Consider the following 24,772-nt stretch of genomic DNA (forward strand, 5'->3'; position numbering starts at 1 on the left):
GAAAAAACAGCTCATTAATTGAAATGAGCTGTTTTTTTATTTTAGGTGTTTAATTATTTTTAAACTTTTAGGATGAGTTGTTGAATAAAAATAATCAATTAAATTTCCTTGTTCATCAACTAAATACTTTTGAAAATTCCATCGAACTTTTGAGTTTTTTTTTCCGTTTAAATTTTTAGATGTAAGCCAGTTGTATAAAGGATGTTGTTGACTACCTTTTACTTTTATTTTCTCTGTTAACGGAAAAGTAACACCAAAATTGATATCACAGAATTCTTGAATTTGCGTTTCGTTTCCTGGTTCTTGACTTCCAAATTGATTGCAAGGTAAACCAATTACAGTAAGTTGATCTTTATAGGTTTCACTTAATTCTTGTAATTCTTTATACTGTTTTGTAAATCCACATTTTGAAGCAACATTTACAAATAATATTTTCTTTCCTTTAAACTCTGAAAGTGAAATAGGTTGATTACGAATATCGTTAATCTGAATATCATAAATAGATTGTTTTTTTACTTCAGAAGCAGATGAAAATAATTTTGCCTTGTTTAAGATTTTCATATTCAGATGTTTTAAAGTTGTTGTTAATACTTTTGAAATATAAATTTAATTGTTTTTTGTGTTATGAAAATATTTTGAATTGTTATTTCAACTATTTTGAAATATTCTAAGTATTAGTTTTTCTAAAGATTTTGGCTTTAGAATCAATACTGTATTTTTGCAGAGATGAAATCACAGAAAAAAGACATTAGGGCGCTTACGAAAGAACAACTTAGAAATTTCTTTGTTGAAAATGGAGATAAAGCTTTTAGAGGAAATCAAGTATACGAATGGTTGTGGAATAAAGCTGCACATTCTTTCGATGATATGACCAACCTTTCTAAAGCTACACGAGAAATGTTAGATACAAATTTCGTGATTAATCATATCGAAGTCGATACTATGCAACGTAGTAACGATGGTACCATTAAAAACGCGATTAAACTTCACGATGGTTTAATTGTAGAATCTGTTTTAATTCCAACAGAAAAAAGAACCACAGCTTGTGTTTCTAGTCAGGTTGGTTGTAGTTTAGATTGTAAATTTTGTGCAACAGCTCGTTTAAAACGTATGCGTAATTTAAATGCAGATGAAATTTACGATCAGGTGGTAGCAATCGATCAACAAAGTAGATTGTATCATAATCATAAATTAACAAATATTGTTTTTATGGGAATGGGAGAGCCGCTGATGAATTATAATAACGTAATCAAAGCAATAGATAAAATTACATCTCCTGAAGGTTTAGGAATGTCTGCAAAACGTATTACTTTATCAACTTCTGGTGTACCAAAAATGATTAAAAAAATGGCTGATGATGAGGTAAAGTTTAATTTAGCAGTTTCGTTACATTCAGCTATTGATGAAGTTCGAACGTCAATAATGCCATTTAATTCTACATTTCCATTAGAAGATTTAAGAGAAGCATTAGAATATTGGTATGAGAAAACAAACAGAAAAATAACCTATGAATATGTTGTTTGGCAAGGGATTAATGATAGAAAAGAAGATATTGATGCTTTAGTGAAGTTCTGTAAATATGTGCCTGCAAAAGTGAATCTGATTGAATATAATCCAATTGACGATGGTGAATTTCAACAAGCTTCTCAAAATGCATTAAACAATTATATTTCAAATTTAGAGATGCATGATATTGTTGTAAATGTTCGAAGATCTAGAGGAAAAGATATAGACGCAGCATGCGGACAATTAGCCAATAAATCGTAAATGAATCTTTCTAAAACATTATTTGGGCAAACTATTCAGTCTATTGGATGGTTAATTTTTATCATCTTTTTAGGACTGTTTTTGGATAGTAAATATTTTGAAGAAGAAATATATCATAAAGGTCAATTGCTAAATACAATTTTAGTAATTGGAGTTTATATTTATCTTTTTAAAACAGGAACATCAAGGGTAAGAGAACAATTAGTTTACGCTTTTATAATTGGAGTAATTGGAGAATATATCTTTTCAATTGGTCTAGGAATGTATACTTATAGACATCATAATATACCACATTATATTCCTTTTGGGCATGCTGTTGTGTTTTTAGGCGTATATTTCTTTTCTAGAAAATCTAAAGTAAAAGAGTTTAGAAAACAAATAGAGTTATTCTTTACAATTAGTATTGTAGCTTATGCATTTATATTCTTATTGTTTAAAAATGATGTTTTTGGTTTTGTGTTAACAGGTTTAGTTTTTTATTCGTTAAGAAAGTATCCAAAGGAAAGATTATTCTATTTAGCAATGTATTTTATTGTTGGAATTATTGAGATTGTAGGAACATCTTTAGATTGTTGGTTTTGGCCCTCTAAAGCTTTTGATTTTTTCGAATTTTTACCGAGTGCAAATCCTCCTTCTGGAATTTGTTTCTTTTATTACGGATTAGATAGAGGAACACTTTCAATATATAAAAGAAGAAATAAACAAGTCTGGACTAGGTTTAAAACTATTCGAAACTTAACTCAATAAATATTTGTACTTTTAATAGATTTTAAAAATCTATTATGAAAAGTAAAAGCGTATTATTCTTACTGTTATTCAGTATTGTAAAATTAAGTGCTCAAAATAAAAATATTGATAGTGTTTACGTGAAATATTTTCAATATGAAAGAGAAATTCCTTATTTACATTTAAATAAAATAAGTTTTGCCGTTGGTGAAGAGGTTTGGTTTAAAGCTTATGTTTTAAATACAAATACACAAAAACTACATCCGTATACTACAAATTTACATTGCACAATTTATGATGATCAAGGTGTTTTTAAAAAAACAGATTTGATTTATATAAAAGATGGTGTGGGTAATGGGAGCTTTAAAATTGACTCTACATTTACAGGAAAAAGTTACTATATAAAAGCCTCTACAAACTACATGAAAAATTTTGAGGAAAATCAATCTTTTGTTCAAAAAATAACTATTGTAGATGGTAAAGAAGAAACCGTAAAACCTGTAAATAAAGAAAAGGAATATGATTTACAGATTTTACCTGAAGGTGGACATTTACTAGCAAATACAACAAATTCTTTAGGGATTATTTTAAAAGATGCTACAGGGAATCCGATAGGTTTTAAAAAAGGAGAACTTGTCGATCAATTTGGAAAAGTGATTAAAGAGTTTGTTTTAAACCAGTTTGGAATGGTTAAAGTATCTGTTTTTATTTCACAAAAGGATCAGTTAAAAGTTCGAGTTAAAAGAAGTGAAAGTCAAATAATAGAAACTTTTTTGCCTCCAAAAGAATTACAAGGAGTCTCTTTAGCTTTTGAAAACATTAGTAGTAATATGGTTAAGGTTATTGTGAAAACAAATCCGGAAACAATTAAAAACCTACAAGGAAAGAAATATTATGTCTTGATTCATAATACAAACGCTTTTCTAAAAAGGGAAATAGAGTTTAAACCTGAACTGTTAACCTATTCTTTATACTTAAATAAAAAACTATTTAAAGCAGGAACAAATATTGTTACCTTATTTACAGATGCAGATAAACCTATTGGTGAACGAGTTTTTTTTAACTATCAAAAATCATTATTTGATGCAGTTGAAGTAGAGTTTAAACAAAAAAAAGACAGTGTTTCTTTAATCATAGGCAAAGAAGAATTATCAAATGAATATCGATTAAGTGTATCGATTTTACCTGCTCAAACAAAAGCTTATAAGCCTTCACAAAATATTTATTCTAAATTTCTTATTCAACCCTATATTAAAGGGAATATAAATGATGGGGCTTATTTTTTTAAGGATATAACTAGAAAAAAACTATGGGAGTTAGACTTGTTATTATTAACTCAAGGATGGTCTAAGTACAATTGGTATGATGTATTTAATAATCCACCAATTGAACGGTTTCCTTTTGAAACTGGAATACATGTAAAAGGTACTTTAAATGTTTCGGGATTAGGAAAATCAGTAGATGTTTATATTAGAAGTGATCAAAATAAGTTGTTTGTAAATGAAAAGACTGTTAATAATAAATTTGAATTTAAAAATTTAAAGCTGAAAAATAATTCTTCAATTTTCATCTCATATACAAATAAAAAAGGGGAGTTTATATCTCCAAATCTTTATGTTAGTTCATATCCAGATTTCGATAAATCGAATATCAAATTACCCCTTAAAAAAGAACAAGAAGTAGGGAGAACCAAGGAAGTTCAAAAAATATTTTTAACTGAAACAGAGGAAGTTTTAGATGAGGTAGAAGTGAAGGGGAAAATTAAGTTTAATCACACGCCTTTAATAGGAGATAGAACACGAGGATATAAGGTTAGTGAAGATTATTCGGTTCATCAAAATTTATTAAGTTTTCTTAGAAATCAAGGATTAGAAGTTCGTTCAACTCTTGAAACGTTAGAAATTAGAAGGATCAGACAGAGTGCATTTAATTTTCGACCAAACCAGAGAGAAATACTTGTTTCTAAGACAAGAGTTTTTTTAGATAATCAAGAAATAACAAGAGATAATCATCGATTATTGAATTTAAAATTCACAAAATTAGGGGAGTATGAAGAGATTTTTATTACAGATGTTTTCGATCTTCAAATTTACTTATACAGTAAAGATAAAGCTGAGTTTATAGATAATTCAAACGGCTTTTATGAATATAAAATACCTTTAGGATTTCATGTTTCAAAAGAATATTATCACCCCAAATATTTATCAACAACAAGTGACACCTTTAAAAGCTATGGAGCTATTTATTGGGAACCTAATGTTAACTTAGATGAGAATAATAAAAAACAAATATTTACTTTTCCTAGTTTAAAACAAAATGAGATTACAGTATTCCTAGAAGGTATAACTAAAGAAGGAAAACTAATAGCTATAGAAAAGCTTATAAAAATTCAAAAATATTAGAAGAATAGTTGTGTTTGTATAGTAGTCAGTGTGTTAGTTTGTTTTTTGTATCTTTAGATAGACCAAAAATTCTAATATGAAAATTAAAAAATTGTTGCTGCTATTTATTAGCTCTGTTTACACATTGTTAGCTCAGGATAAGGTTCTTGATAGTGCTTATGTTAAGTACTTTGGATATGAGAGAGAAATCCCCTATTTACATTTAAATAAAACAACTTTTGTGCAAGGAGAAGAAATATGGTTTAAAGCTTATGTATTAAACACAAATACACAAAAATTGCATCAATCTACATCTAATTTATATTGCTCTATTTACGATGATAAAGGAGTTTTTAAAAAAACAAAACTCATTTATTTAAATGACGGGGTAGGTAATGGTAGCTTTAAAGTAGATTCAACTTTTGCGGGGAAGAATTTTTACATAAAAGCTTCAACAAATTATATGCAGAATTTTCAGGAGAATCAGTCTTTTATTCAGAAAATAAAAATTATAAATAAGGAACAAACAAAAGAATCTACTATTACTAATCAAACAAAATATGATTTGCAAGTTTTACCTGAAGGAGGACATTTACTTGCCAATTCAACAAATAGTGTAGGGATTATTTTAAAAGATCAACACGGAAATATCCCTGAGGTTGAAAAAGGACAAATTATTGATAGTAAAAATGAAGTGATAAAAGACTTTACTTTAAATCGATTCGGAATGGTTAAAATTCCTGTTTATATTAATTTAGAGGAAGATTATAAAGCAGAAATAAAACTTAGAAATGGAGAAAAAATAACAACTAAATTTCCAGTAAAAAACAATAGAGGAGTTTCTTTGGCTTTCGAGAATATTAGTAGTAATATGACTAAAGTGATTGTTTCAACAAATAAGGAAACAATAGATGAATTAGTAGATAGAAAATATTATGTTTTAATTCATAACACGAATTCATTTCTAAGAAGAGATATAGAATTTAAAGAGAATTTATTAACCTATTCTCTATTTATAAGTAAAAAACTTTTCAAGCCAGGAACAAATATTGTTACTTTATTTACAGATGATGATCAGCCTATTGCAGAACGTTTATTTTTTAATTATCAAAAGTCATTATTTGATAATGTGATAATCAATCTTAATGAAGGAAAAGATAGTGTGTCATTAAATGTTAAGAGTACAAATAATTTAGGAGAATATAAATTAAGTGCATCTGTTTTACCATATGATACTAAGGCATATAAACCTTATCAAAATATTTATTCTAAATTTCTTTTAGCACCTTATATTAAAGGGAGCATTAAAAATGGAGATTATTTCTTTACAGATATAAATAGAAAAAAATTATGGGAGTTAGATTTATTGCTTCTAACTCAAGGATGGTCTAAATACAGTTGGTATAATATTTTTAATAATCCACCTACAGAAAGGTTCGATTTTGAAAGAGGAATTAAAGTAAAAGGAACTTTTAATATGACTGGCTTAGGTAATGATGTAGATGTATTTATTAGAAGTGGACAAAACAAGTTGTTTACGAGTAGAAAATTGAAAGGAAATAAATTTGAGTTTAATAACTTATTTATTAAAGATAACTCTAAAGTATATATATCATATTCAGATAAAAAAGGGAAGTTTAAGATGCCGAATTTATATGTTCAGCCGTCTCAAATAATAAATAAAGGAAAAATTAAAATTCCAGAACAACAAGATCAAATAGAAAAGCGAGACGAAGGCCAAGATTTAGCAGCTCTTTTAACAGAAACAGAAGAAGTATTGAATGAAATTGAAATTAAAGGCAAATTAAAATTTAATCATACTCCATTAATAGGTGATAGAGCTAGAGGTTATAAAGTAAGTGAAGATTATTCTAAACATCAAGCTTTGTTTAGTTTTTTAAGATCTGTTGGTCTTGATATTTTAACAAACCCAGAAACAGTTCGAATAAGAAGATCTAGACAAAGAGCATTTAGTTTAAGAAATAATCCTGCTGATGAAGGCATTGTTGCACGATCTGGAGCTAGTGATTTTGGAGTGAATATGACTAAAGAAAGAGCTTTTGATTCAACTGCAGATCAAAGAGAGATTTTAGAATCAAAAACTAGAGTGTTTTTAGATAATCAAGATATTACTTTAGATCCTAAAAGACTTTTAAATCTTAGGCATACAAAGTTAGGTGAGTATGATGAAATCTTTATTACAGACGTTTTTGATTTACGCATTTACTTATACACTAAAGACAGGGTTAAAACTGAAAACTATGTTAATGCTTTTTATGAATACAAAGTTCCAATAGGTTTTCATGTTCAAAAAGAATATTATCAACCAAAATATTTAAATACTAATAGTGATAGTTTTAAGAGGTTCGGAGCAGTACATTGGGAACCTAATATTTATTTAGATGAAAATAAAAAAGAACATTCAATTACTTTTCCAAAGCTAAAACAAGAATCTGTTCGAGTATTTATAGAAGGAATTTCAAAAGATGGGAAATTGATTTCAATGGAAAAAGTGTTTAAAATTAATTATAAAAACAATTAATTTTTTTTGCTTAAGGTCGCTTTTTGAAATACATTTATTGGGTAACCAAAAACTTTTGGAATTTCCTTAGATGTTCCGCCAGTAATTGTTTTACTCTCTAGGCGAGAAAATAAAATTTCAAATTCTACCTGATTTAAATTAAAAGCTAATCGTGTACTTAAAATATTTCCTTGTACTTCAAAAATGCTATGAAGCACATTTTTATGAAAAGATGCAGGGAGAATGATACCATTATTTTCATCAATTTGATAAATTCCTTTTTCTACATCAACTATTTTTAAAAAATAATTACGAGGTGATTTGTTGTAAACAATAGTGTAGTTATAAGTGGAATCTTTTTCGGCTTTAGTGAGATGAAATTCCATTGGGATTTTTTGTGTCCCTTTTTTAGAGAATATCTCAAGTGTACCACTGTATTTACCTAAAAATGAATTAGGAAAAGTCTCTTTTTTCTTTTGTGATATAGCCAAAATAGAAGAGAGAAATATTAAAATAGAAATGACTCTTTTCATTAATTAAACTTTATAATCAAATATAAGCATCTTAATTTATTTCTTTATTTTTGACGAGTATAAGGAAGGCTTAATGAAACCTGTTGAACAAATCAAAATTCCAATAGCAAAGGAGATGGAACTATTTGAATCTAAGTTTAAAGATTCAATGCTTTCTAAAGTTCCATTATTAAATAGAATTACATATTACATCGTAAGAAGAAAAGGGAAACAAATGCGTCCGATGTTTGTTTTTTTAGTTGCAAAAATGGTTTCTAATGGAGGCTTCGATGAAAGAACATATAGAGGAGCTTCCATTGTAGAGCTTATTCATACGGCAACATTAGTTCATGATGATGTTGTAGATGATAGTAATAGAAGAAGAGGTTTCTTTTCTATAAATGCGCTTTGGAAAAATAAAATTGCAGTACTTGTTGGTGATTTTTTATTGTCAAAAGGCTTGTTATTATCTATTGATAATGAAGATTTCGATCTATTAAAACTCATTTCAATAGCAGTTAGAGAAATGAGTGAAGGAGAATTACTTCAAATTGAAAAGGCAAGAAAATTAGATATCACTGAAGATGTATATTTTGAAATTATTCGCCAAAAAACAGCAACTTTAATTGCAGCATGTTGTGGAATTGGTGCAGCATCTGTAGGTTGTAGTAACGAAGTTGTTCAACAAATGAGAAAATTTGGAGAATATATAGGAATAGCTTTTCAAATTAAAGATGATTTATTTGATTATACTGAAGAAAAAATAGGAAAACCTACAGGTATAGACATTAAAGAGCAAAAAATGACTTTACCTCTAATTTATACATTGAACAATTGTAGTGAGAAGGATAGAAAATGGTTAATTAACTCTGTGAAAAAACATAATAAAAATAAAAAAAGAGTTAAAGAAGTTATAACATTTGTAAAAGAAAATGGAGGTATAGATTATACTATAAATAAAATGCATGATTATAAAAACAAAGCATTAAAAATTTTAGAAAATTATCCAGACTCAGAATACAAAGAATCGTTATTAATGATGATTGATTATGTTGTTGAAAGAAAGATTTAATCTTAAACTTCCAATAATAACCACTTACCGATTAAATCATACTATTCAACATTATTTAGTTACCAAAATGTTAATGTTGTAAGATTATTATTAGAACTTTTATATTTTTGTATAGCATAATGAAAATAGTATTTTCTAAAATATCATCAACCTTATTAGCACTATTAGTGTTGTTCTCTACATTTTCTTTTACTGTAGAAAAACACTATTGTGGTGAGTTTTTAGTTAGTATATCTTATTTTGGAAATTCAGTAAATTGTGGAGACGAAGAAGGAGAAGAAGATTGTGATGACCCACAAGTAATAAAGAAAAAAAAATGTTGTAAAGATGAAATTCAACAAATTCAGGGTCAAGATGATTTAAAAAATTCTTTCGAGAAATTTGATATCCAAAAGCAACAGTTTGTTGTAGCATTTCTCTCTTCATATTATAATTTGTTTGCAGATTTTAACAAACAAATTAATTTAAATGAATTCTATACACCGCCAAATCTAAATCTAGATTTACAAGTTTTATATGAGGTATATATAATATGATTTATGAATCTTTTTTAATGACTTTAAGTCAATAGATAAGAAGAAGTAAAACATATAAATTATATACAAAAATCATGAATTTTAAAATGTTGATTTGTGTGCTTATATTAATAAGTTCACAAGTCTCTGCACAGCAAACATTTAAAGGTATGATTATGGATAAAAATAATCCAAAAGATAACCTAGGAGTGTTTGGAGCCAATGTGCATTGGTTAAATACAAAAATTGGAACCACTACAAATGAAAAAGGATGGTTCGAAATACCTTATAAAAAAGAATATAAAAAGTTAATTGTAAGTTTTGTAGGATATAAAACAGATACGCTAACAATCAATACTACAAAGCCAATTCATCATTTTCTAACAGAACAAACTACATTAGATGAAGTTTCTATTTCTGTAAAAAAACAAGCGACTGCTAAATCGTTTTTACAAACAGAAAATGTATTTACTGTAAATAGCGAAGAATTGTTAAAAGCGGCCTGTTGTAATTTGGCAGAGAGCTTTGAAACAAATCCATCTATAGATGTGAATTTTTCAGACGCATTAACTGGAACTCGACAAATTCAAATGTTAGGACTTAATAGTCCTTATTTATTAATTGCTCAAGAGAATATTCCGATGGTAAGAGGAGCATCTCAAGTTTATGGATTAACATTTACTCCTGGTACTTGGGTAGAAAGTATTCAAATTACAAAAGGAGCAGGTAGTGTTGTAAACGGTTTTGAAAGTATATCAGGTCAAATTAATGCAGAGTTAGTAAAGCCATCAACAGATAAAAAAATATTTGTTAATGGATATGGTAATTTAAATGGAAGATTAGAATTAAATACGCATTTTAATCAAAAAGTTAGTGATAAATGGCAAACAGGTTTGTACTTACATGGTAATTTAAGATCTCAAAAGTTTGATAATAATAATGATAACTTTATAGATGCACCATTAGCAGAACAAATTAATGTAATGAATCGTTGGCAGTATGTAAATAATGAAACTGGATGGGTGAGTTTTTTGAATTTTAGATATTTAAATGATAGAAAACAAACTGGTGAACTTAATTTTAATCCTGATATAGATAAGAAAACAACAAATGCTTGGGGAAGTGAAATTAAAACATCTCGATTTGATTTTTCTGGTAAATTAGGCTATGTTTTTCCAGAACTCCCGTATCAAAATATGGGATTACAATTAGCGTATAGTAATCACGATCAAGAATCATATTTTGGTTTAAGAGATTATAATATTGAACATCAAAGTGTGTATTCAAATTTCATTTTCAATTCTATAATTGGAGATACAAGACATAAATTTAAAACAGGCTTAAGTTTTACTTATGATGATTATAAAGAGCTGGTTGAAGTAAGAGATTTTAGTAGAGATGAGAATTCATTAGGAGCTTTTTTCGAATACGCTTATGATAATACAGAAGATTTTAGTTTAACAGCAGGTTTAAGGGTTGATTTTCACAATTTATTAGGAACATTTTTAACACCTCGCTTGCATTTGCGTTATGTACCGTGGGAGAAAGGTGTGCTAAGAGGTTCAATAGGGAGAGGAAAAAGAAGTGCTAATATTTTTGCTGAAAACCAACAACTATTCGCTTCTTCTAGGCAAATAAATATTAATAGTATAGGAGGTAATATTTATGGTTTAAACCCTGAGATTGCTTGGAATTATGGAGTTTCTTTTTTACAAGGATTTAAATTATTGGGGAAAAGAGGCGATGTGACTTTTGATTATTATATTACTGATTTTGAAAATCAAGCGGTTGTAGACTGGGAAAATCCAAGAGAGATTTCATTCTATAATTTAGAAGGAAAAAGTATTGCTAATAGTTTTCAAGTAGAAGTTAATTATAATTTAATGAAGCATTTTAACTTAAGAACAGCTTACAAGTTTTTTGATGTGTCTACAGATTATATTTCAGGCAATTTAACAAAGCCTTTACAAGCTAAGCATCGTTTTTTTGCAAATATATCATATGAAACACATAAGAAAACTAATGGAGCACAATGGAAATTTGATGTAACTTATAATTCTATAGGTAAACAAAGATTACCAAATACTAACATTAACCCTGTTCAAGATCGTTTACCTAGTTATTCTAATGGATTTAATTTATTAAACACTCAAATAACAAAGGTGTTTTCTAAAAAAATAGAAATGTATATAGGAGGAGAGAATATTACAAATGTGAAACAAAGGAATCCGATCTTAGGTAGTGATAATCCTTTTGGAGCTAATTTTGATAGTACAATAGTGTATGCACCTATTTTTGGTAGTGCTTATTACGCTGGATTTAGATTTAAAATAGATTAAAATAATAAAAATAAAAAAAATGAAAAAAATTATATCATTATTATGTTTACTAGTTGTAGTAACAACTTATAGTCAACAAAAAAAGAAAAAAAATGCAAAGTTATCTTTTGAAGTAGATGGTGTTTGCGTGATGTGTAAAAAACGTATAGAAAAAGCTGCTTTAAATACAAAAGGAGTGAAATTTGCCAATTGGAATGTAGATACACATCAGTTAATGGTAATTATCGATGAACGAAAAACAGACAAGAAAAAAGTTTGTCAGAGTGTAGCTAACGTAGGTCACGATAGTAAAGAAATTAAAGCCACTCAAGAAGTTTATGATAATTTACACGGATGTTGTAAGTATCGAGATGAAGAAGTAAAAGAAGATCATAAAAAGAAGCAAAAATCATAAATAAAGAAAACTCAGGAATTATTCCTGAGTTTTTTGTTTTTCTAATAGTTTTTTGAATATTAATATGTGTAAAAATATTATAGTAGCTGGTGCAAAAGCAGGAATCCAACTAAAAGGAAAAACACCTAATTCTAAAATGCCATTTTCATTATTTTTTAAAGCTATTTTTGTTAAATAGATAGCTATTGATATAACTAAGGTAATATCAATAAAACTAATTATATTCCATATCCAAGCAAGTGTTTTAGCAAAACTTAATTTTCTTTTTATAGCGTATATAACAGGAACTGCTAAAACTGCTGTAAGAATATCTCCAATTCCTCCAACTTGAGCAAAAAAATCAGGTAATGATCCATAATAATTAATTATAAAAAAGAAAACACCTACTAGTCTAAATATATGTATAAAGACTAATTGTTCGGTTTTTACATGTTTAAAAACGATTTGGAACCATTTTTTTTTGGAAACATATAATAAATAAAAAAGAAATAAAGGCAGTGTAGTAATTATAATAATTCTAGGAGGGAAAGTGTTTACTGAAAATACTCCTAACAAAGAAATAATAGCTACAACAATAAAAAAAAACCAATAAAATACTAAAATGTTTTTTTTAATTTCTTTACTATTTAATCCCCCTGATAATTTTATAGCTGTTTTTGCAGTATTAGCAATCATTAACGGTGGAATAATAAAAAAAATAATTGTAAATAAAGCAGATAACCAAATAGGAATAGAAGAGATAGATAAATCCATAATAACTTATTTTTTATACAAAGTAAGTTTAGATTAATAACAAAAAAGTTGCTGTATGACAACTTTTGAGAATCAGGTAAAAAATTAAGTAATTTTCTTTCTTATTCTGCTTAAAGAAAATTTAGTGATACCTAAATAAGATGCAATTATTTTTAAAGGGATTTTTTGAATAATTTCAGGATGTGATTTTAGTAAATTTTCATAGCGTTGTTGAGCAGAATATTTATGGAAAGAAATCATGTGCTTATGCATTTTTACATAATTTAAAGTTAATAACATACGTCCCCATTCTCTAAACTCTGAAATATTATGAAAACAAAATTGAACATTTTTATGGTTAATGCTCCAAACATTACAATCAGTTAGAGCTTCATAATTTTCTTCACTTGGTTCTTGCTTAAAGAAAGATAAATAATCATTTAAAAAATCTGGAGCAGAATAGAATCTTGTAGTAACTTCATTTCCATTTAAATCAAAAATAAAGCAGCGAATAATACCGATTTGGAGAAAATAAGATTTTTTACTTGTTTTCCCTTCTTTAATTATTAATTCACCTTTTTTAATTGTTTCTTGTTTAAAGAAAGAAGCTATTTCATCTGCATCTTTATCAGGCATTGGCTTCAACTTTTTAAGATAATCCTGTAATAACATAAATGTTAAATTTTATTGGTTGATAGCACTATAAATTTACTAATAAATATAAACAAGATGTGATACTAAAAGTGTGTTTGTTTTTTAAACAAACGTTTTAAAAACTTTTGTTATTTTAAGGGTGTATTTCTATATAATAAGGCTCCTTGTGGATAGCAATTAAAAAGATTTTAATATGAAATAGAGTTGTTAGGTTTTTCTGAATCTTTCATAAATAAGTCAAATTTGTGTCAACTTATTTCAGGACGAGACAATAAATACAAAAAAAGCAACCTTTTTAAGATTGCTTTTTAAATTTTATGATTGAGTTTTTATTACATCATTCCTGGCATTCCACCACCCATTGGAGGCATTCCTGCACCAGCACCGCCTTCTTCTTTAATATCTACTAAAGCACACTCGGTAGTTAAGATCATACCAGCAACAGAAGCAGCATTTTCTAAGGCAACACGAGTCACTTTTTTAGGATCAATAATACCAGCTTCTAACATATCTACATACTGTTCAGTTTTAGCATCATATCCGAAATTACTCTCACCTTCTAATACTTTATTGATTACTACAGAGCCTTCGCCTCCAGCATTTTCTACGATAGTGCGTAAAGGAGCTTCAATTGCACGGTTTACAATTTGAATACCTGTAGTCTCATCTAAATTTTCAGTAGTTAAAGTTTCTAATACTTTTTTAGCACGAACTAAAGCAACACCACCACCAGCAACAATACCTTCTTCTACAGCTGCACGAGTAGCATGTAAAGCATCATCTACACGATCTTTCTTTTCTTTCATTTCTACCTCAGAGGCAGCACCAACATATAATACAGCAACTCCACCAGCTAACTTAGCTAAACGCTCTTGTAACTTCTCACGATCGTAATCAGAAGTTGTAGTTTCGATTTGTGCTTTAATTTGGTTTACACGAGCTTTAATTTGCTCTTCATCACCAGCACCATTAACAACAGTTGTATTATCTTTATCGATAGTTACTGTTTCAGCAGTTCCTAATAAATCTAATGTTGCATTTTCTAATGAAAAACCTCTTTCTTCAGAAATTACAGTACCACCAGTTAAGATTGCAATATCTTCTAACATTGCTTTTCTTCTATCACCAAATCCTGGAGCTTTAACAGCAGCAATTTTTAATCCACCTCTTAACTTATTTACTACTAAAGTAGCTAACGCTTGTCCGTCTACATCTTCAGCAATAATTAATAAAGGACGGCCAGATTGAGCAACTGGCTCTAAGATTGGTAAAATCTCTTGTAGGTTAGAAATCTTCTTATCGAATAATAAGATATACGGGTTTTCTAACTCAGCGATCATTTTATCAGCATTTGTTACGAAGTAAGGAGATAAATAACCTCTGTCAAACTGCATTCCCTCTACAACATCTACATAAGTGTCTGTCCCTTTAGCTTCTTCAACAGTAATAACCCCTTCTTTACCAACTTTACCAAAAGCTGTAGCGATTAAATCACCAATTACTTTGTCATTATTTGCAGAAATAGAAGCAACTTGTTGGATTTTTTCTGAAGAATCACCAACTTCTTTAGATTGCTTTGCTAAATCTTCAGTTAAAGCTGTTACAGCCTTGTCGATTCCTCTTTTTAAATCCATTGGATTTGCACCAGCAGCAACGTTTTTTAACCCTTCTTTAACGATAGCTTGAGCTAAAACAGTTGCAGTAGTAGTACCGTCACCAGCTAAATCGTTAGTTTTAGAAGCAACTTCTTTTACCATTTGTGCTCCCATGTTTTCAAGAGCGTCTTCTAATTCTACTTCTTTTGCTACAGAAACTCCGTCTTTAGTTACATGAGGAGCTCCAAAAGATTTAGAGATGATTACGTTACGACCTTTTGGTCCTAAGGTTACTTTTACAGCATTTGCTAATGCATCTACACCACGTTTTAATCCGTCTCGAGCTTCAATATCAAATTTTATATCTTTTGCCATTTTGTGTTTTGTTTTTAATAGATTAATTGATTGTTTAGATGATCGCTAAAATGTCCGATTCTCTCATCATTAAGTAATCTTTTCCTTCAAATTTAAGTTCAGTTCCAGAGAACTTACCGTATAAAACCGTATCGCCAACTTTTACAGTTAAAGGCTCATCTTTTTTACCATTTCCAACCGCTACAACAGTTCCTTTTTGAGGTTTTTCTTTTGCATTATCAGGTATGATAATTCCTGAAGCGGTAGTAGTTTCAGCTGCAGCTGGTTCTACAAGAACTCTATCTGCTAAAGGTTTGATGTTTAATCCCATTTTATTTAAAAATTATTGATTAATCTTAATTTATATTCTCCATTCTAATTGACAGAAATTGTGCCATTGAAACAAAACTGACAATTTTACTGAGGAGGATTCTTTTCTTAAAAAAATATAAAAAAAAATGCCAACGTGTCATCGTTAGCATTTTTGTTTTTTTGTATAAAATTTACTACTGTACAGAATCTTTAGTTGCTGGAGGTGTTGTTTCAGCAGGAGCTGTAGTTTCAATACCTTCTAACGATTCTTTAAGATCAGGTGTGTTTGTGCTGTTGGCTCTAGGTATAGCAAAGTTAGCTAATAAGATTAAAGCGAACATAGCAATGGCTAAAGTCCAAGTAGTACGATCTAAAAAGTTGTTTGTGTTTTGTACACCTCCGATGTTCATACCACCGCCACCGCCGAAAGAAGATGATAATCCTCCTCCTTTAGGGTTTTGAACCATTACGATTAAAATTAAAGCTACTGCAACAATTAAGATTAATATTAAAAGTAAATTATACGTTGTCATTATTTTATATTTTGTAAAATTCTTATTTTTTTAATCTGGTCTGCAAAGAAACCACTTTTTTCTGGATATTTCAAACTTAATATTTCATAAGCTTTTATTGCGTTGTCGTATTTCTTTTGTTCAAGGTAAATTCTAGCTAAAGTTTCGGTCATTAATGTAGGTTCTTGGCTTACTACATTTTGCTTTGAAGGAACTGAAGCGTTCTTGTTAATTCTTGAAATTTTAGGGTTGTTGTTAATAAAACGTTCAATAATATCTTCTTGAATATTCCTTTCTTTTTTCTCTAGTTTTTTTTGGGGTGTATTAGGGATATCTGAAGATAATTGCAACCATTGATTGAAAGAAAAAGCTTCATTTTTAGTAAAAGTTAACGGTTTTCCTATGTTAAGTTCTTCTTCAATGCTTTCTTTTTCGTTCTTTTTAGTGTCACTATTGAGGTTATTGTTTTCTTGAGATTTACTAGTGATTTTTGACTCTTTAAAAATGTCTGAAGTAATGAAGTTAAATAAAATAACTCTGTCTAAAGTATGTGCAGCAGTTAATTTTAATTCATTATTGTATCGAAAACTTTTTTGATCTTTTAAAGCTTTTAAATGTAATACTCTAGCAGATTGAAAATACGGATATTTATCTACAATAGATTTCAAATTATTTGAGTTTATATCCTTGATTTTTTCAGGATGATTAAGGATTTCTATGTAGTTTTCTTTTACCATTTAGCTACAGAAGCATTAAAAATATCTTGGTGTATTCTAGTTAAAATTTCATCTAAGGCAGCTTCTAAAACTGATCCAGATAATTGTTGAGCTGCACCGTAATCTGAATAAAAAGAAAACTGTTTTTCGAAGTCGTCTTCTTCCTTCTTTGAATTTGTGTATCTAACATTAACTACAACAGTTAATCTGTTTTGAGCAGCAGTTTGATTTCCTTGGCTAGAAGTAGCACTCATTGGTGTAATTCTATAATCAACTATCTCTCCTTCAAAACGTAAATCACCACCAGCTCTTACTAAAGTTAAGTTTGTTTGTCTAGTAAATAAATCTTGTAAGTCTTGAGTGAATCGTTGACTTAAACTTGGTTCTACTAAAGGAGCTTGATTTGGGAAGAAATCTATTTGAATAGTTTCTGCATCACCAATATCACCTTTTCCTGTAAAAGAATAAACTCCGCATCCCATTAAAATAACAAGACTAAAACTGTAGAAAAATATAAGTATGCTTTTTTTCATTTTTTGGTAGGCTTTGCTTTCGATTTATAAATCGTATTGTTTTATCTTTCTATATAGAGTTCGCTCAGAAATCCCTAATTCTTTAGCGGCCAGTTTACGTTTTCCTTTATTGCGTTCTAGTGATTTTTTTATCATCTCAACCTCTTTTTCTTGTAAAGATAAACTTTCGTGTTCTTCTATAGTCTCAATGAAATCATAATTATTCTGAGAAGTTATTTCAGGAATTTCAACTACTTCTACATTATGTGTAGGTGTTTCTTCGTTGTAAATACGTTGAATTAAATTTCTGTTTTCTTCTTGAACCTCAGTACTATTTCCATTTTGCATTAAATCTAAAGTAAGTTTCTTTAAATCGTTAATGTCATTACGCATATCGAACAAAATCTTATACATAATGTCTCTTTCATTTGCAAAATCATTTTTCGAAGAGTTGGAATTTCCAACAACCATTGGTAAGTTACCAGAGATATTTGGAAGATATTGCGAAATAATTTCCGATGAAATTATTCTGTTTTCTTCCATAATTGATATTTGTTCAGCAATATTTTTAAGTTGCCTAATATTTCCAGGAAAATGATAATTTAATAATAAATTGCTAGCATTTTCATCTAAACGAATTACAGGAATTCTATTCTTTTGGGCAAAATCTGAAGCAAACTTTCTAAATAATAATTGAATATCTGTTCCTCTTTCTCTTAAAGGGGGAAGTCCGATTTCTATAGTACTTAAACGATAATATAAATCTTCTCTGAATTTTCCTTTTTTTATGGCTTCATGCATATTAACATTGGTTGCAGCCACAATTCGAACATTTGTTTTTTGTACTTGAGAAGATCCTACTTTAATAAATTCACCATTTTCTAAAACACGAAGTAAGCGAACTTGAGTTGTTAATGGTAATTCTCCAACTTCATCTAAGAAAATTGTTCCACCATCTGCAACTTCGAAATATCCTTTTCTTGTTTGGGTAGCTCCTGTAAAAGCTCCTTTTTCATGACCGAAAAGTTCACTGTCGATAGTTCCTTCAGGAATTGCACCACAGTTTACAGCAATGTATTTTGCATGCTTTCTGTGAGATAACTGATGAATAATTTTAGGAATGCTTTCTTTTCCAACACCGCTTTCTCCAATAACTAACGCAGAAATATCTGTAGGAGCAACACGAACTGCTTTTTCGATAGCTCTATTTAACTGAGTATCGTTACCAATAATTCCGAATCGTTGTTTTACAGCTTGTAAACTTTCCATTTTCAAATTTATTTTTTCAACTACTAGGCTTTTAAATTGATGTTTTTTATCAGCTTTTTGAAATCAGTTATTTGTTCTTTTAGATCATTTTTTCTAATAATCATAGCATTACTTTTTTTTATGTAAACTAAAAACCAATCTCTTTTTTCTTCAATCTTAATAACATTCTTCCAGTAATGCTTTACTGAAAAGGTGTCTCCTTTTTCTTCAAAATATTCTTGATTAAAAATGAAATATATATCTTCTTTTAATCTTGGATTTTCGCTTATTAGTTTTTTTGATTTTTTGTAAAGTGATAAGAAAAAAAATAAAACACAGATTACTAAAGCTAAACTTTTAAGGGCTACTGTATTTATGGGGTCATTAAGGCTTTTGATTATAAAAAAGTAAATTAAAAAAAATAAAAGAGCCCATGTTTTCCAGCTTTTGGACATCAAGTAAACATTCACTTTAAAAATTTCCCTTACTAAGAATGTTGGTTTTATTTTAATTTCTTTTATCACTTATTTAATTATTTTCAGAATACCCTACAGCAGTTCCTTTTAATGTGGTAGAAGTACAATCTTCTATTTTTACATTTACAAAATCACCAATTTTATAGTGTTCTTTAGGGAATACAACAACAGTATTTTGGGTATTTCTACCTTTCCATTCATTTTCACTCTTTTTAGAAGTTCCTTCAATTAAAACTTCTTGAACTTTTCCAACATGTTCTTTAGCTCTATATAAACTATGTTCTTGTTGTAAGTTTATAATTTCTTGTAATCTTCTTTTTTTGATAGCTAAAGGAATGTCATCTTCCATTTTTTTAGCTGCAAGCGTTCCTGGTCTTTCAGAATAAGCAAACATAAAACCAAAGCTATACTTTACTTTTTCCATTAAATCTAAAGTGTCTTGATGATCTTCTTCTGTTTCTCCACAGAAACCAGCAATCATATCTTGACTTAAATTCATTTCAGGAATGATTTTATAAATATTTTCTACTAACTCTAAATATTCTTCACGAGTATGTAATCTGTTCATGGCTTTTAACATTGTGTTACTTCCACTTTGAATAGGTAAGTGAATGTATTTACAGATATTTTTGTGTTTAGCCATAATATGAATCACATCTAAAGTCATGTCTTGTGGATTCGATGTAGAAAAACGAAAACGCATTTTAGGAAATTCAGTAGCGCACATATCTAAAAGTTGTGCGAAATTTACAGCAGTTGCCTGAGCCATTTCAGAAGCTTTATGGAAATCTTTCTTTAATCCTCCACCATACCATAAATATGAATCAACATTCTGTCCAAGTAAAGTGATTTCTTTAAAGTTTTGTTCGTGCATCGAACGAATTTCTTCAATAATACTTTGCGGATCTCTACTTCGTTCTCTACCTCTGGTAAAAGGAACTACACAAAAAGTACACATATTATCGCATCCTCTAGTAATAGATACAAATGCAGAAACTCCATTAGAATTTAAACGAACAGGAGAAACATCAGCATAAGTTTCTTCTTTGGATAGAATTACATTTACAGCATCTCTACCAGCTTCTACTTCTTCTACTAAATTAGGTAAATCACGATAAGCATCAGGTCCAACAACTAAATCAACTATTTTTTCTTCTTCTAGAAATTTAGCTTTTAAACGCTCTGCCATACAACCTAAAACTCCAACTTTCATTTTAGGATTGTGCTTTTTAGCATGATTGTATTTTTGTAGTCTATTACGAACAGTTTGTTCTGCTTTTTCTCTAATAGAGCAAGTATTTACTAAAACTAAATCAGCTTCATTAATATCGCTAGTAGTATTAAATCCTTGTTCAGCAAGAATTGCTGCAACAATTTCACTGTCGTTCATGTTCATTTGACAGCCATAACTTTCAATAAAAAGTTTTTTGCTGTTGCCTTCTTTCTGCTCTGTTAATAAAGGTTTTCCTTGTTTTTTTTCGTCTATAACTTTTTCAACCTGATCCATAATCTTATCTCTTGTAAGTAGAGGGCAAATATACAACCAATTTTATGATTGCGTGACAAATTGTCATTAAATAATACGTCGTTTCAAATTTAAATTAGCGTTAATTCTTTCAAAACAATTCCTAATAAAAAAAAACTGTATACTTTTGCAATTTAAAATACACTATATATATGGTGTAACAAAAAATCTATAAGAAAAGATACATGGCAAAGAATTTAGTAATTGTAGAGTCTCCTGCAAAAGCAAAAACAATTGAGAAATTTTTAGGTAAAGATTTTCAAGTTGAGTCAAGTTATGGGCATATTGCTGATTTACCATCTAAAGAATTAGGTGTTAATGTCGATGGAGATTTTAAACCTAAGTATATTGTTTCTTCAGATAAGAAATCGGTAGTGAAAAAATTAAAGGATTTAGCTAAGAAAGCAGAAATGGTTTGGTTAGCGTCCGATGAAGATCGAGAGGGAGAAGCTATTGCATGGCACTTAGCGGAGCAATTAAAGTTAAATAAAGACAATACAAAACGTATCGTATTTAACTCAATTACTAAAAATGCTATTTTAAAAGCTATAGAAAATCCAAGAACTATTAATTATGATTTAGTAGATGCTCAACAAGCAAGGCGCGTATTAGATAGGATCGTAGGATATGAATTATCTCCTGTGCTATGGAGAAAAGTAAAAGCAGGTTTATCTGCGGGTAGAGTTCAGTCTGTAGCTGTGCGTTTAATTGTAGAACGTGAACGCGATATAGAAAACTTTAAACCTGTAGCTTCTTATAGAGTAGATGCTGAGTTTACTAATACAGAAGGTAAAAAATTTAAGGCAAAATTACCGAAGAATTTTTCCACTAAAGAAGAAGCAGAAGCTTTTTTAAATTCATGTTTGTCTGCAGATTTTTCAGTTTCAGATTTACAAACAAAGCCAGCTAAGAAATCACCAGCTGCACCTTTTACAACATCAACATTACAACAAGAGGCTTCTCGTAAGTTAGGTTTTCCTGTTGCAAAAACGATGTTAATGGCGCAACGTTTATATGAAGCTGGATTGATTACTTATATGAGAACTGATAGCGTGAATTTATCTTCTGAAGCAGTTAATGCAGCAGCAGAAGAAATTAAAGCTTCGTATGGTAAAGAATATAGTAAGCCTAGAAGTTTTTCTACAAAATCTAAAGGAGCTCAAGAAGCTCACGAAGCTGTTCGACCTACTAATATGGCGGTTCATACTGTTTCTGTAGATTATGATCAAGATAGATTGTATAGTTTAATTTGGAAAAGAACTATTGCTTCTCAGATGAGTGAAGCACAGTTAGAAAGAACTAATGTTAAAATTTCTAACAATAAAAATGATAAAGATTTTTCTGCAAATGGAGAGGTAATTACATTCGAAGGTTTCTTAAAAGTATATTTAGAAGGAACAGATAATGAAGAGGAAGAACAAGCAGGAATGTTGCCAAAAATGAAAGTAGGAGAAGAGTTAAATAACGAATATATTACAACGACGCAACGTTATACTCGTCCTCCTGCAAGATATACAGAAGCTTCTTTAGTGAAGCATTTGGAAGAGTTAGGTATAGGTAGACCTTCTACTTATGCACCAACAATTTCTACGGTACAAAGAAGAGGTTATGTAGAAAAAGGAACTGCAGAAGGAGTTGAACGTGAATACATTCAATTAGTATTAAAATCAGATTCAATTAAAGAGCAGGTTTTAATAGAAAAAGTTGGTTCAGATAAAGGAAAAATGATGCCAACAGATATTGGTAACATTGTAAATGACTTTTTAGTTGAGAATTTTTCAAGTATTCTAGATTACGGATTTACAGCTAAAGTAGAAAGTGATTTTGATAATATTGCAGGAGGAAAAGAAGATTGGACTTCAGTAATTAAAGATTTTTATAAAGACTTTCATCCAACAGTTAAAGATGTTGCGGAAAATGCGGAAAGAGCTAGCGGACAAAGGTTGTTAGGAGTCGATCCGGATTCTGGGAAGAACGTATACGTTCGTTTAGGTAGGTTTGGTGCTATGGTTCAAATTGGAGAGGCTACAGATGAAGAAAAACCTAAGTTTGCAAGTTTACAAGGTGATCAAACGATGAGTTCAATTACTTATGAAGAAGCTATGGATTTGTTTAAATTACCTAAAACCCTTGGGAATTACGAAGAAAAAGAAGTTGTTGTTGCTAATGGAAGGTTTGGTCCATATATAAAATTTGATGGAAAATATGTTTCTTTAGATAAAGATGAAAATCCAATGTCTGTTGACATGGATAGAGCAATTGAACTTATCGAAGCAAAAAGAAAAGCAGATGCTCCAATAGGAGAATATGAAGGTTTTCCAATTCAAAAAGGTGTTGGGAGATTTGGGCCTTTTATAAAGTGGAATTCTATTTTTATTAATGTGAATAAAAAATATGATTTCGATAACTTAACTCAATCAGACTTAGAAGAATTAATAGAAGATAAAAAGAGAAAAGAAAGAGAGAAATTAATTCATAATTGGGAAGATGTAGGTATTCGAGTAGAGAAAGCAAGATGGGGTAGGTTTAATGTTATTAAGGGTAAAACTAAAATAGAGTTACCTAAAACTACCGAGATTGAAAAATTCACAAAAGAAGATGCGGTTAAGTTAGTTGATTCTAAAAAAACAACTAAAAAAACAACTAGAAAGACTTCTAAAAAGAAATAAATTTATATATTGCTCAGCATTCACTAATCCCCAAATTAATGAATACAGATTTTTTGTCTCCTGTTAATGAAAGAGTAGTCGCTCAATTAGAAGAGCAATCACCAGATACTTTAGGGAGAAATATAAAGATTTACTCATCTCAAAATGATTTTCCAGATTTAGAAGATGTGGGTGTAGCTCTTATAGGGGTTAAAGAGGGAAGAAACGGAATAGATAACCTAGGATGTGGAGAAGACCTAACAAAAATTCGAGAAGCATTTTACAAGTTGTTTATTGGGGATTGGAATTTAACTATAGCTGATTTAGGTAATATTCAGCAAGGAAGTGCGGTTAAAGACACATATTTTGCTGTAGCTGAAGTGGTTTCTGATTTAGTAAAAAAAAATATAGTAGTAGTTTTATTGGGAGGGAGTCAAGATATTACTTATGCTAATTATAGAGCTTATGACGTATTAGAACAAACTATTAATTTAGTATCTGTTGATAGTCATTTTAACTTAGGAGCATTAGAAGACGAATTAAATTCTGAATCTTTTTTGAGTAAAATAATAATGGAAGAACCTAATAATTTGTTTAATTACAGTAATATTGGGTATCAAACCTATTTAAACTCTCAACAAGAAGTGAAATTGCTGCAAAATTTGTATTTTGATACATATAGGTTAGGAGAAGTGGTGAGAGAAATTCAATTAGTTGAACCTATTTTAAGAGATGCAGATATAGTAAGTATAGATATAGGAAGTGTTAAACAAAGTGATGCACCAGCAAATAATAATGCGAACCCTAATGGTTTCTTTGGAGATCAGTTATGTTCAATAGCTAGATACGCAGGAATAAGTGACAAAGTAACTTCTTTTGGTGTCTATGAATATAACAGTATGTTAGATGGTAATAAACAAACATCTAACTTAATAGCACAAGCGTTATGGTATTTTGTAGAAGGAGTTAACTTTAGAGCTAAGGATTATCCGTTTTCAAGTAAAGAAAGTTATCAAAAATTTAGTGTAATTTTAGAAGACGATGATCCAATAAATTTTTATAAAAGCGATAAAAGTGGTCGTTGGTGGATGGAGATTAATCTGATTACAGATAATAAATATAGAAGACACGCGTTAATACCATGTGCATACGAAGATTATTTGAAGGCTATAGAACAAAAAATTCCTGAAAGATGGTACAAAGCACAGCAAAAACTTACATAAAAAAGTTATATTTGCGTTCCTTGATAGAAAATGTTGAA

The 24,772-nt window shown here is 29.3% G+C and carries 22 protein-coding genes; 10 read left to right on the forward strand and 12 right to left on the reverse strand.

Going from position 1 to position 24,772, the window contains the following annotated elements; genetic code table 11:
- Nucleotides 1-36 precede the first annotated feature (36 nt).
- Nucleotides 37-561: a glutathione peroxidase gene (locus AC2TEO_RS13585; protein ID WP_442265350.1), complete on the reverse strand. Its 525-nt coding sequence runs from the start codon at nucleotides 559-561 to the stop codon at nucleotides 37-39.
- 165 nt (nucleotides 562-726) lie between these two features.
- On the opposite strand from AC2TEO_RS13585, the gene rlmN reads away from it, so the two are divergent.
- The 4 genes from rlmN (at nucleotide 727) to AC2TEO_RS13605 (ending at nucleotide 7,416) form a co-directional block, all read left to right on the forward strand.
- Nucleotides 727-1,767, forward strand: coding sequence for a dual-specificity RNA methyltransferase RlmN (gene rlmN / locus AC2TEO_RS13590; protein ID WP_442265351.1), 1,041 nt, complete (start codon nucleotides 727-729; stop codon nucleotides 1,765-1,767).
- Nucleotides 1,768-2,514 (forward strand): hypothetical protein, encoded by a 747-nt coding sequence (locus AC2TEO_RS13595; protein ID WP_442265352.1) that lies wholly within the window; start codon nucleotides 1,768-1,770, stop codon nucleotides 2,512-2,514.
- A gap of 35 nt (nucleotides 2,515-2,549) precedes the next feature.
- Entirely contained in the window at nucleotides 2,550-4,895 is a 2,346-nt protein-coding gene (locus AC2TEO_RS13600; RefSeq protein ID WP_442265353.1) for a hypothetical protein, read from the forward strand.
- A gap of 76 nt (nucleotides 4,896-4,971) precedes the next feature.
- Nucleotides 4,972-7,416: a hypothetical protein gene (locus tag AC2TEO_RS13605; protein WP_442265354.1), complete on the forward strand. Its 2,445-nt coding sequence runs from the start codon at nucleotides 4,972-4,974 to the stop codon at nucleotides 7,414-7,416.
- On the opposite strand, the gene AC2TEO_RS13610 is transcribed toward AC2TEO_RS13605, so the two are convergent.
- Nucleotides 7,413-7,928 (reverse strand): hypothetical protein, encoded by a 516-nt coding sequence (locus AC2TEO_RS13610; protein ID WP_442265355.1) that lies wholly within the window; start codon nucleotides 7,926-7,928, stop codon nucleotides 7,413-7,415. The two genes, AC2TEO_RS13605 and AC2TEO_RS13610, sit on opposite strands and share 4 nt — an antisense overlap.
- A 73-nt stretch (nucleotides 7,929-8,001) precedes the next feature.
- Between AC2TEO_RS13610 and AC2TEO_RS13615 the strand changes: the two genes are divergently transcribed.
- From AC2TEO_RS13615 to AC2TEO_RS13630, 4 genes are all read left to right on the forward strand, one after another.
- The gene (locus AC2TEO_RS13615; RefSeq protein WP_442265356.1) at nucleotides 8,002-8,979 is read left to right on the forward strand and encodes a polyprenyl synthetase family protein; all 978 of its coding nucleotides are present in this window, start codon (nucleotides 8,002-8,004) and stop codon (nucleotides 8,977-8,979) included.
- 119 nt (nucleotides 8,980-9,098) lie between these two features.
- Nucleotides 9,099-9,515 carry an HYC_CC_PP family protein gene (locus AC2TEO_RS13620; protein ID WP_442265357.1) on the forward strand — a complete coding sequence of 139 codons (417 nt, stop codon included), beginning with the start codon at nucleotides 9,099-9,101 and terminating at the stop codon, nucleotides 9,513-9,515.
- A gap of 86 nt (nucleotides 9,516-9,601) precedes the next feature.
- Nucleotides 9,602-11,833, forward strand: coding sequence for a TonB-dependent receptor (locus AC2TEO_RS13625; RefSeq protein ID WP_442267768.1), 2,232 nt, complete (start codon nucleotides 9,602-9,604; stop codon nucleotides 11,831-11,833).
- 19 nt (nucleotides 11,834-11,852) lie between these two features.
- Nucleotides 11,853-12,227: a heavy-metal-associated domain-containing protein gene (locus tag AC2TEO_RS13630; RefSeq protein ID WP_442265358.1), complete on the forward strand. Its 375-nt coding sequence runs from the start codon at nucleotides 11,853-11,855 to the stop codon at nucleotides 12,225-12,227.
- An 18-nt stretch (nucleotides 12,228-12,245) separates the two neighbouring features.
- On the opposite strand, the gene AC2TEO_RS13635 is transcribed toward AC2TEO_RS13630, so the two are convergent.
- From AC2TEO_RS13635 to miaB, 10 genes are all read right to left on the reverse strand, one after another.
- Nucleotides 12,246-12,980, reverse strand: a complete 735-nt coding sequence (locus AC2TEO_RS13635) for a DUF8737 domain-containing protein (protein ID WP_442265359.1) — start codon at nucleotides 12,978-12,980, stop codon at nucleotides 12,246-12,248.
- Between the two features lie 84 nt (nucleotides 12,981-13,064).
- On the reverse strand, nucleotides 13,065-13,595 hold the full coding sequence (locus AC2TEO_RS13640; RefSeq protein ID WP_484730860.1) for a Crp/Fnr family transcriptional regulator: 531 nt from the start codon (nucleotides 13,593-13,595) through the stop codon (nucleotides 13,065-13,067).
- A 350-nt stretch (nucleotides 13,596-13,945) separates the two neighbouring features.
- Nucleotides 13,946-15,583: a chaperonin GroEL gene (gene groL / locus AC2TEO_RS13645; protein ID WP_442265361.1), complete on the reverse strand. Its 1,638-nt coding sequence runs from the start codon at nucleotides 15,581-15,583 to the stop codon at nucleotides 13,946-13,948.
- Between the two features lie 34 nt (nucleotides 15,584-15,617).
- Nucleotides 15,618-15,893, reverse strand: coding sequence for a co-chaperone GroES (locus AC2TEO_RS13650; RefSeq protein WP_095074248.1), 276 nt, complete (start codon nucleotides 15,891-15,893; stop codon nucleotides 15,618-15,620).
- Between the two features lie 175 nt (nucleotides 15,894-16,068).
- Nucleotides 16,069-16,407, reverse strand: coding sequence for a preprotein translocase subunit SecG (secG, locus tag AC2TEO_RS13655; RefSeq protein ID WP_442265362.1), 339 nt, complete (start codon nucleotides 16,405-16,407; stop codon nucleotides 16,069-16,071).
- Complete coding sequence (locus tag AC2TEO_RS13660) at nucleotides 16,407-17,123, reverse strand: tetratricopeptide repeat protein (RefSeq protein WP_442265363.1); 717 nt, start codon at nucleotides 17,121-17,123, stop codon at nucleotides 16,407-16,409. The genes secG and AC2TEO_RS13660 overlap by 1 nt, the downstream gene beginning before the upstream one ends.
- The gene (gene lptE / locus AC2TEO_RS13665) at nucleotides 17,117-17,635 is read right to left on the reverse strand and encodes an LptE family protein (protein WP_442265364.1); all 519 of its coding nucleotides are present in this window, start codon (nucleotides 17,633-17,635) and stop codon (nucleotides 17,117-17,119) included. The genes AC2TEO_RS13660 and lptE overlap by 7 nt, the downstream gene beginning before the upstream one ends.
- A gap of 24 nt (nucleotides 17,636-17,659) precedes the next feature.
- Entirely contained in the window at nucleotides 17,660-18,883 is a 1,224-nt protein-coding gene (locus AC2TEO_RS13670; protein WP_442265365.1) for a sigma 54-interacting transcriptional regulator, read from the reverse strand.
- Nucleotides 18,884-18,906: 23 nt separating this feature from the next.
- Nucleotides 18,907-19,317 carry a YcxB family protein gene (locus AC2TEO_RS13675; protein WP_484730890.1) on the reverse strand — a complete coding sequence of 137 codons (411 nt, stop codon included), beginning with the start codon at nucleotides 19,315-19,317 and terminating at the stop codon, nucleotides 18,907-18,909.
- Nucleotides 19,318-19,390: 73 nt separating this feature from the next.
- Nucleotides 19,391-20,845, reverse strand: a complete 1,455-nt coding sequence (gene miaB, locus AC2TEO_RS13680) for a tRNA (N6-isopentenyl adenosine(37)-C2)-methylthiotransferase MiaB (protein ID WP_442265367.1) — start codon at nucleotides 20,843-20,845, stop codon at nucleotides 19,391-19,393.
- Between the two features lie 203 nt (nucleotides 20,846-21,048).
- Between miaB and topA the strand changes: the two genes are divergently transcribed.
- The gene (gene topA, locus AC2TEO_RS13685; protein WP_442265368.1) at nucleotides 21,049-23,532 is read left to right on the forward strand and encodes a type I DNA topoisomerase; all 2,484 of its coding nucleotides are present in this window, start codon (nucleotides 21,049-21,051) and stop codon (nucleotides 23,530-23,532) included.
- A 38-nt stretch (nucleotides 23,533-23,570) separates the two neighbouring features.
- A complete protein-coding gene (locus AC2TEO_RS13690; protein WP_442265369.1) occupies nucleotides 23,571-24,734 on the forward strand; it encodes a formimidoylglutamase in 1,164 nt (387 codons plus the stop codon).
- Nucleotides 24,735-24,772: the final 38 nt, after the last annotated feature.

The organism is Tenacibaculum aquaeponti (assembly GCF_057221555.1).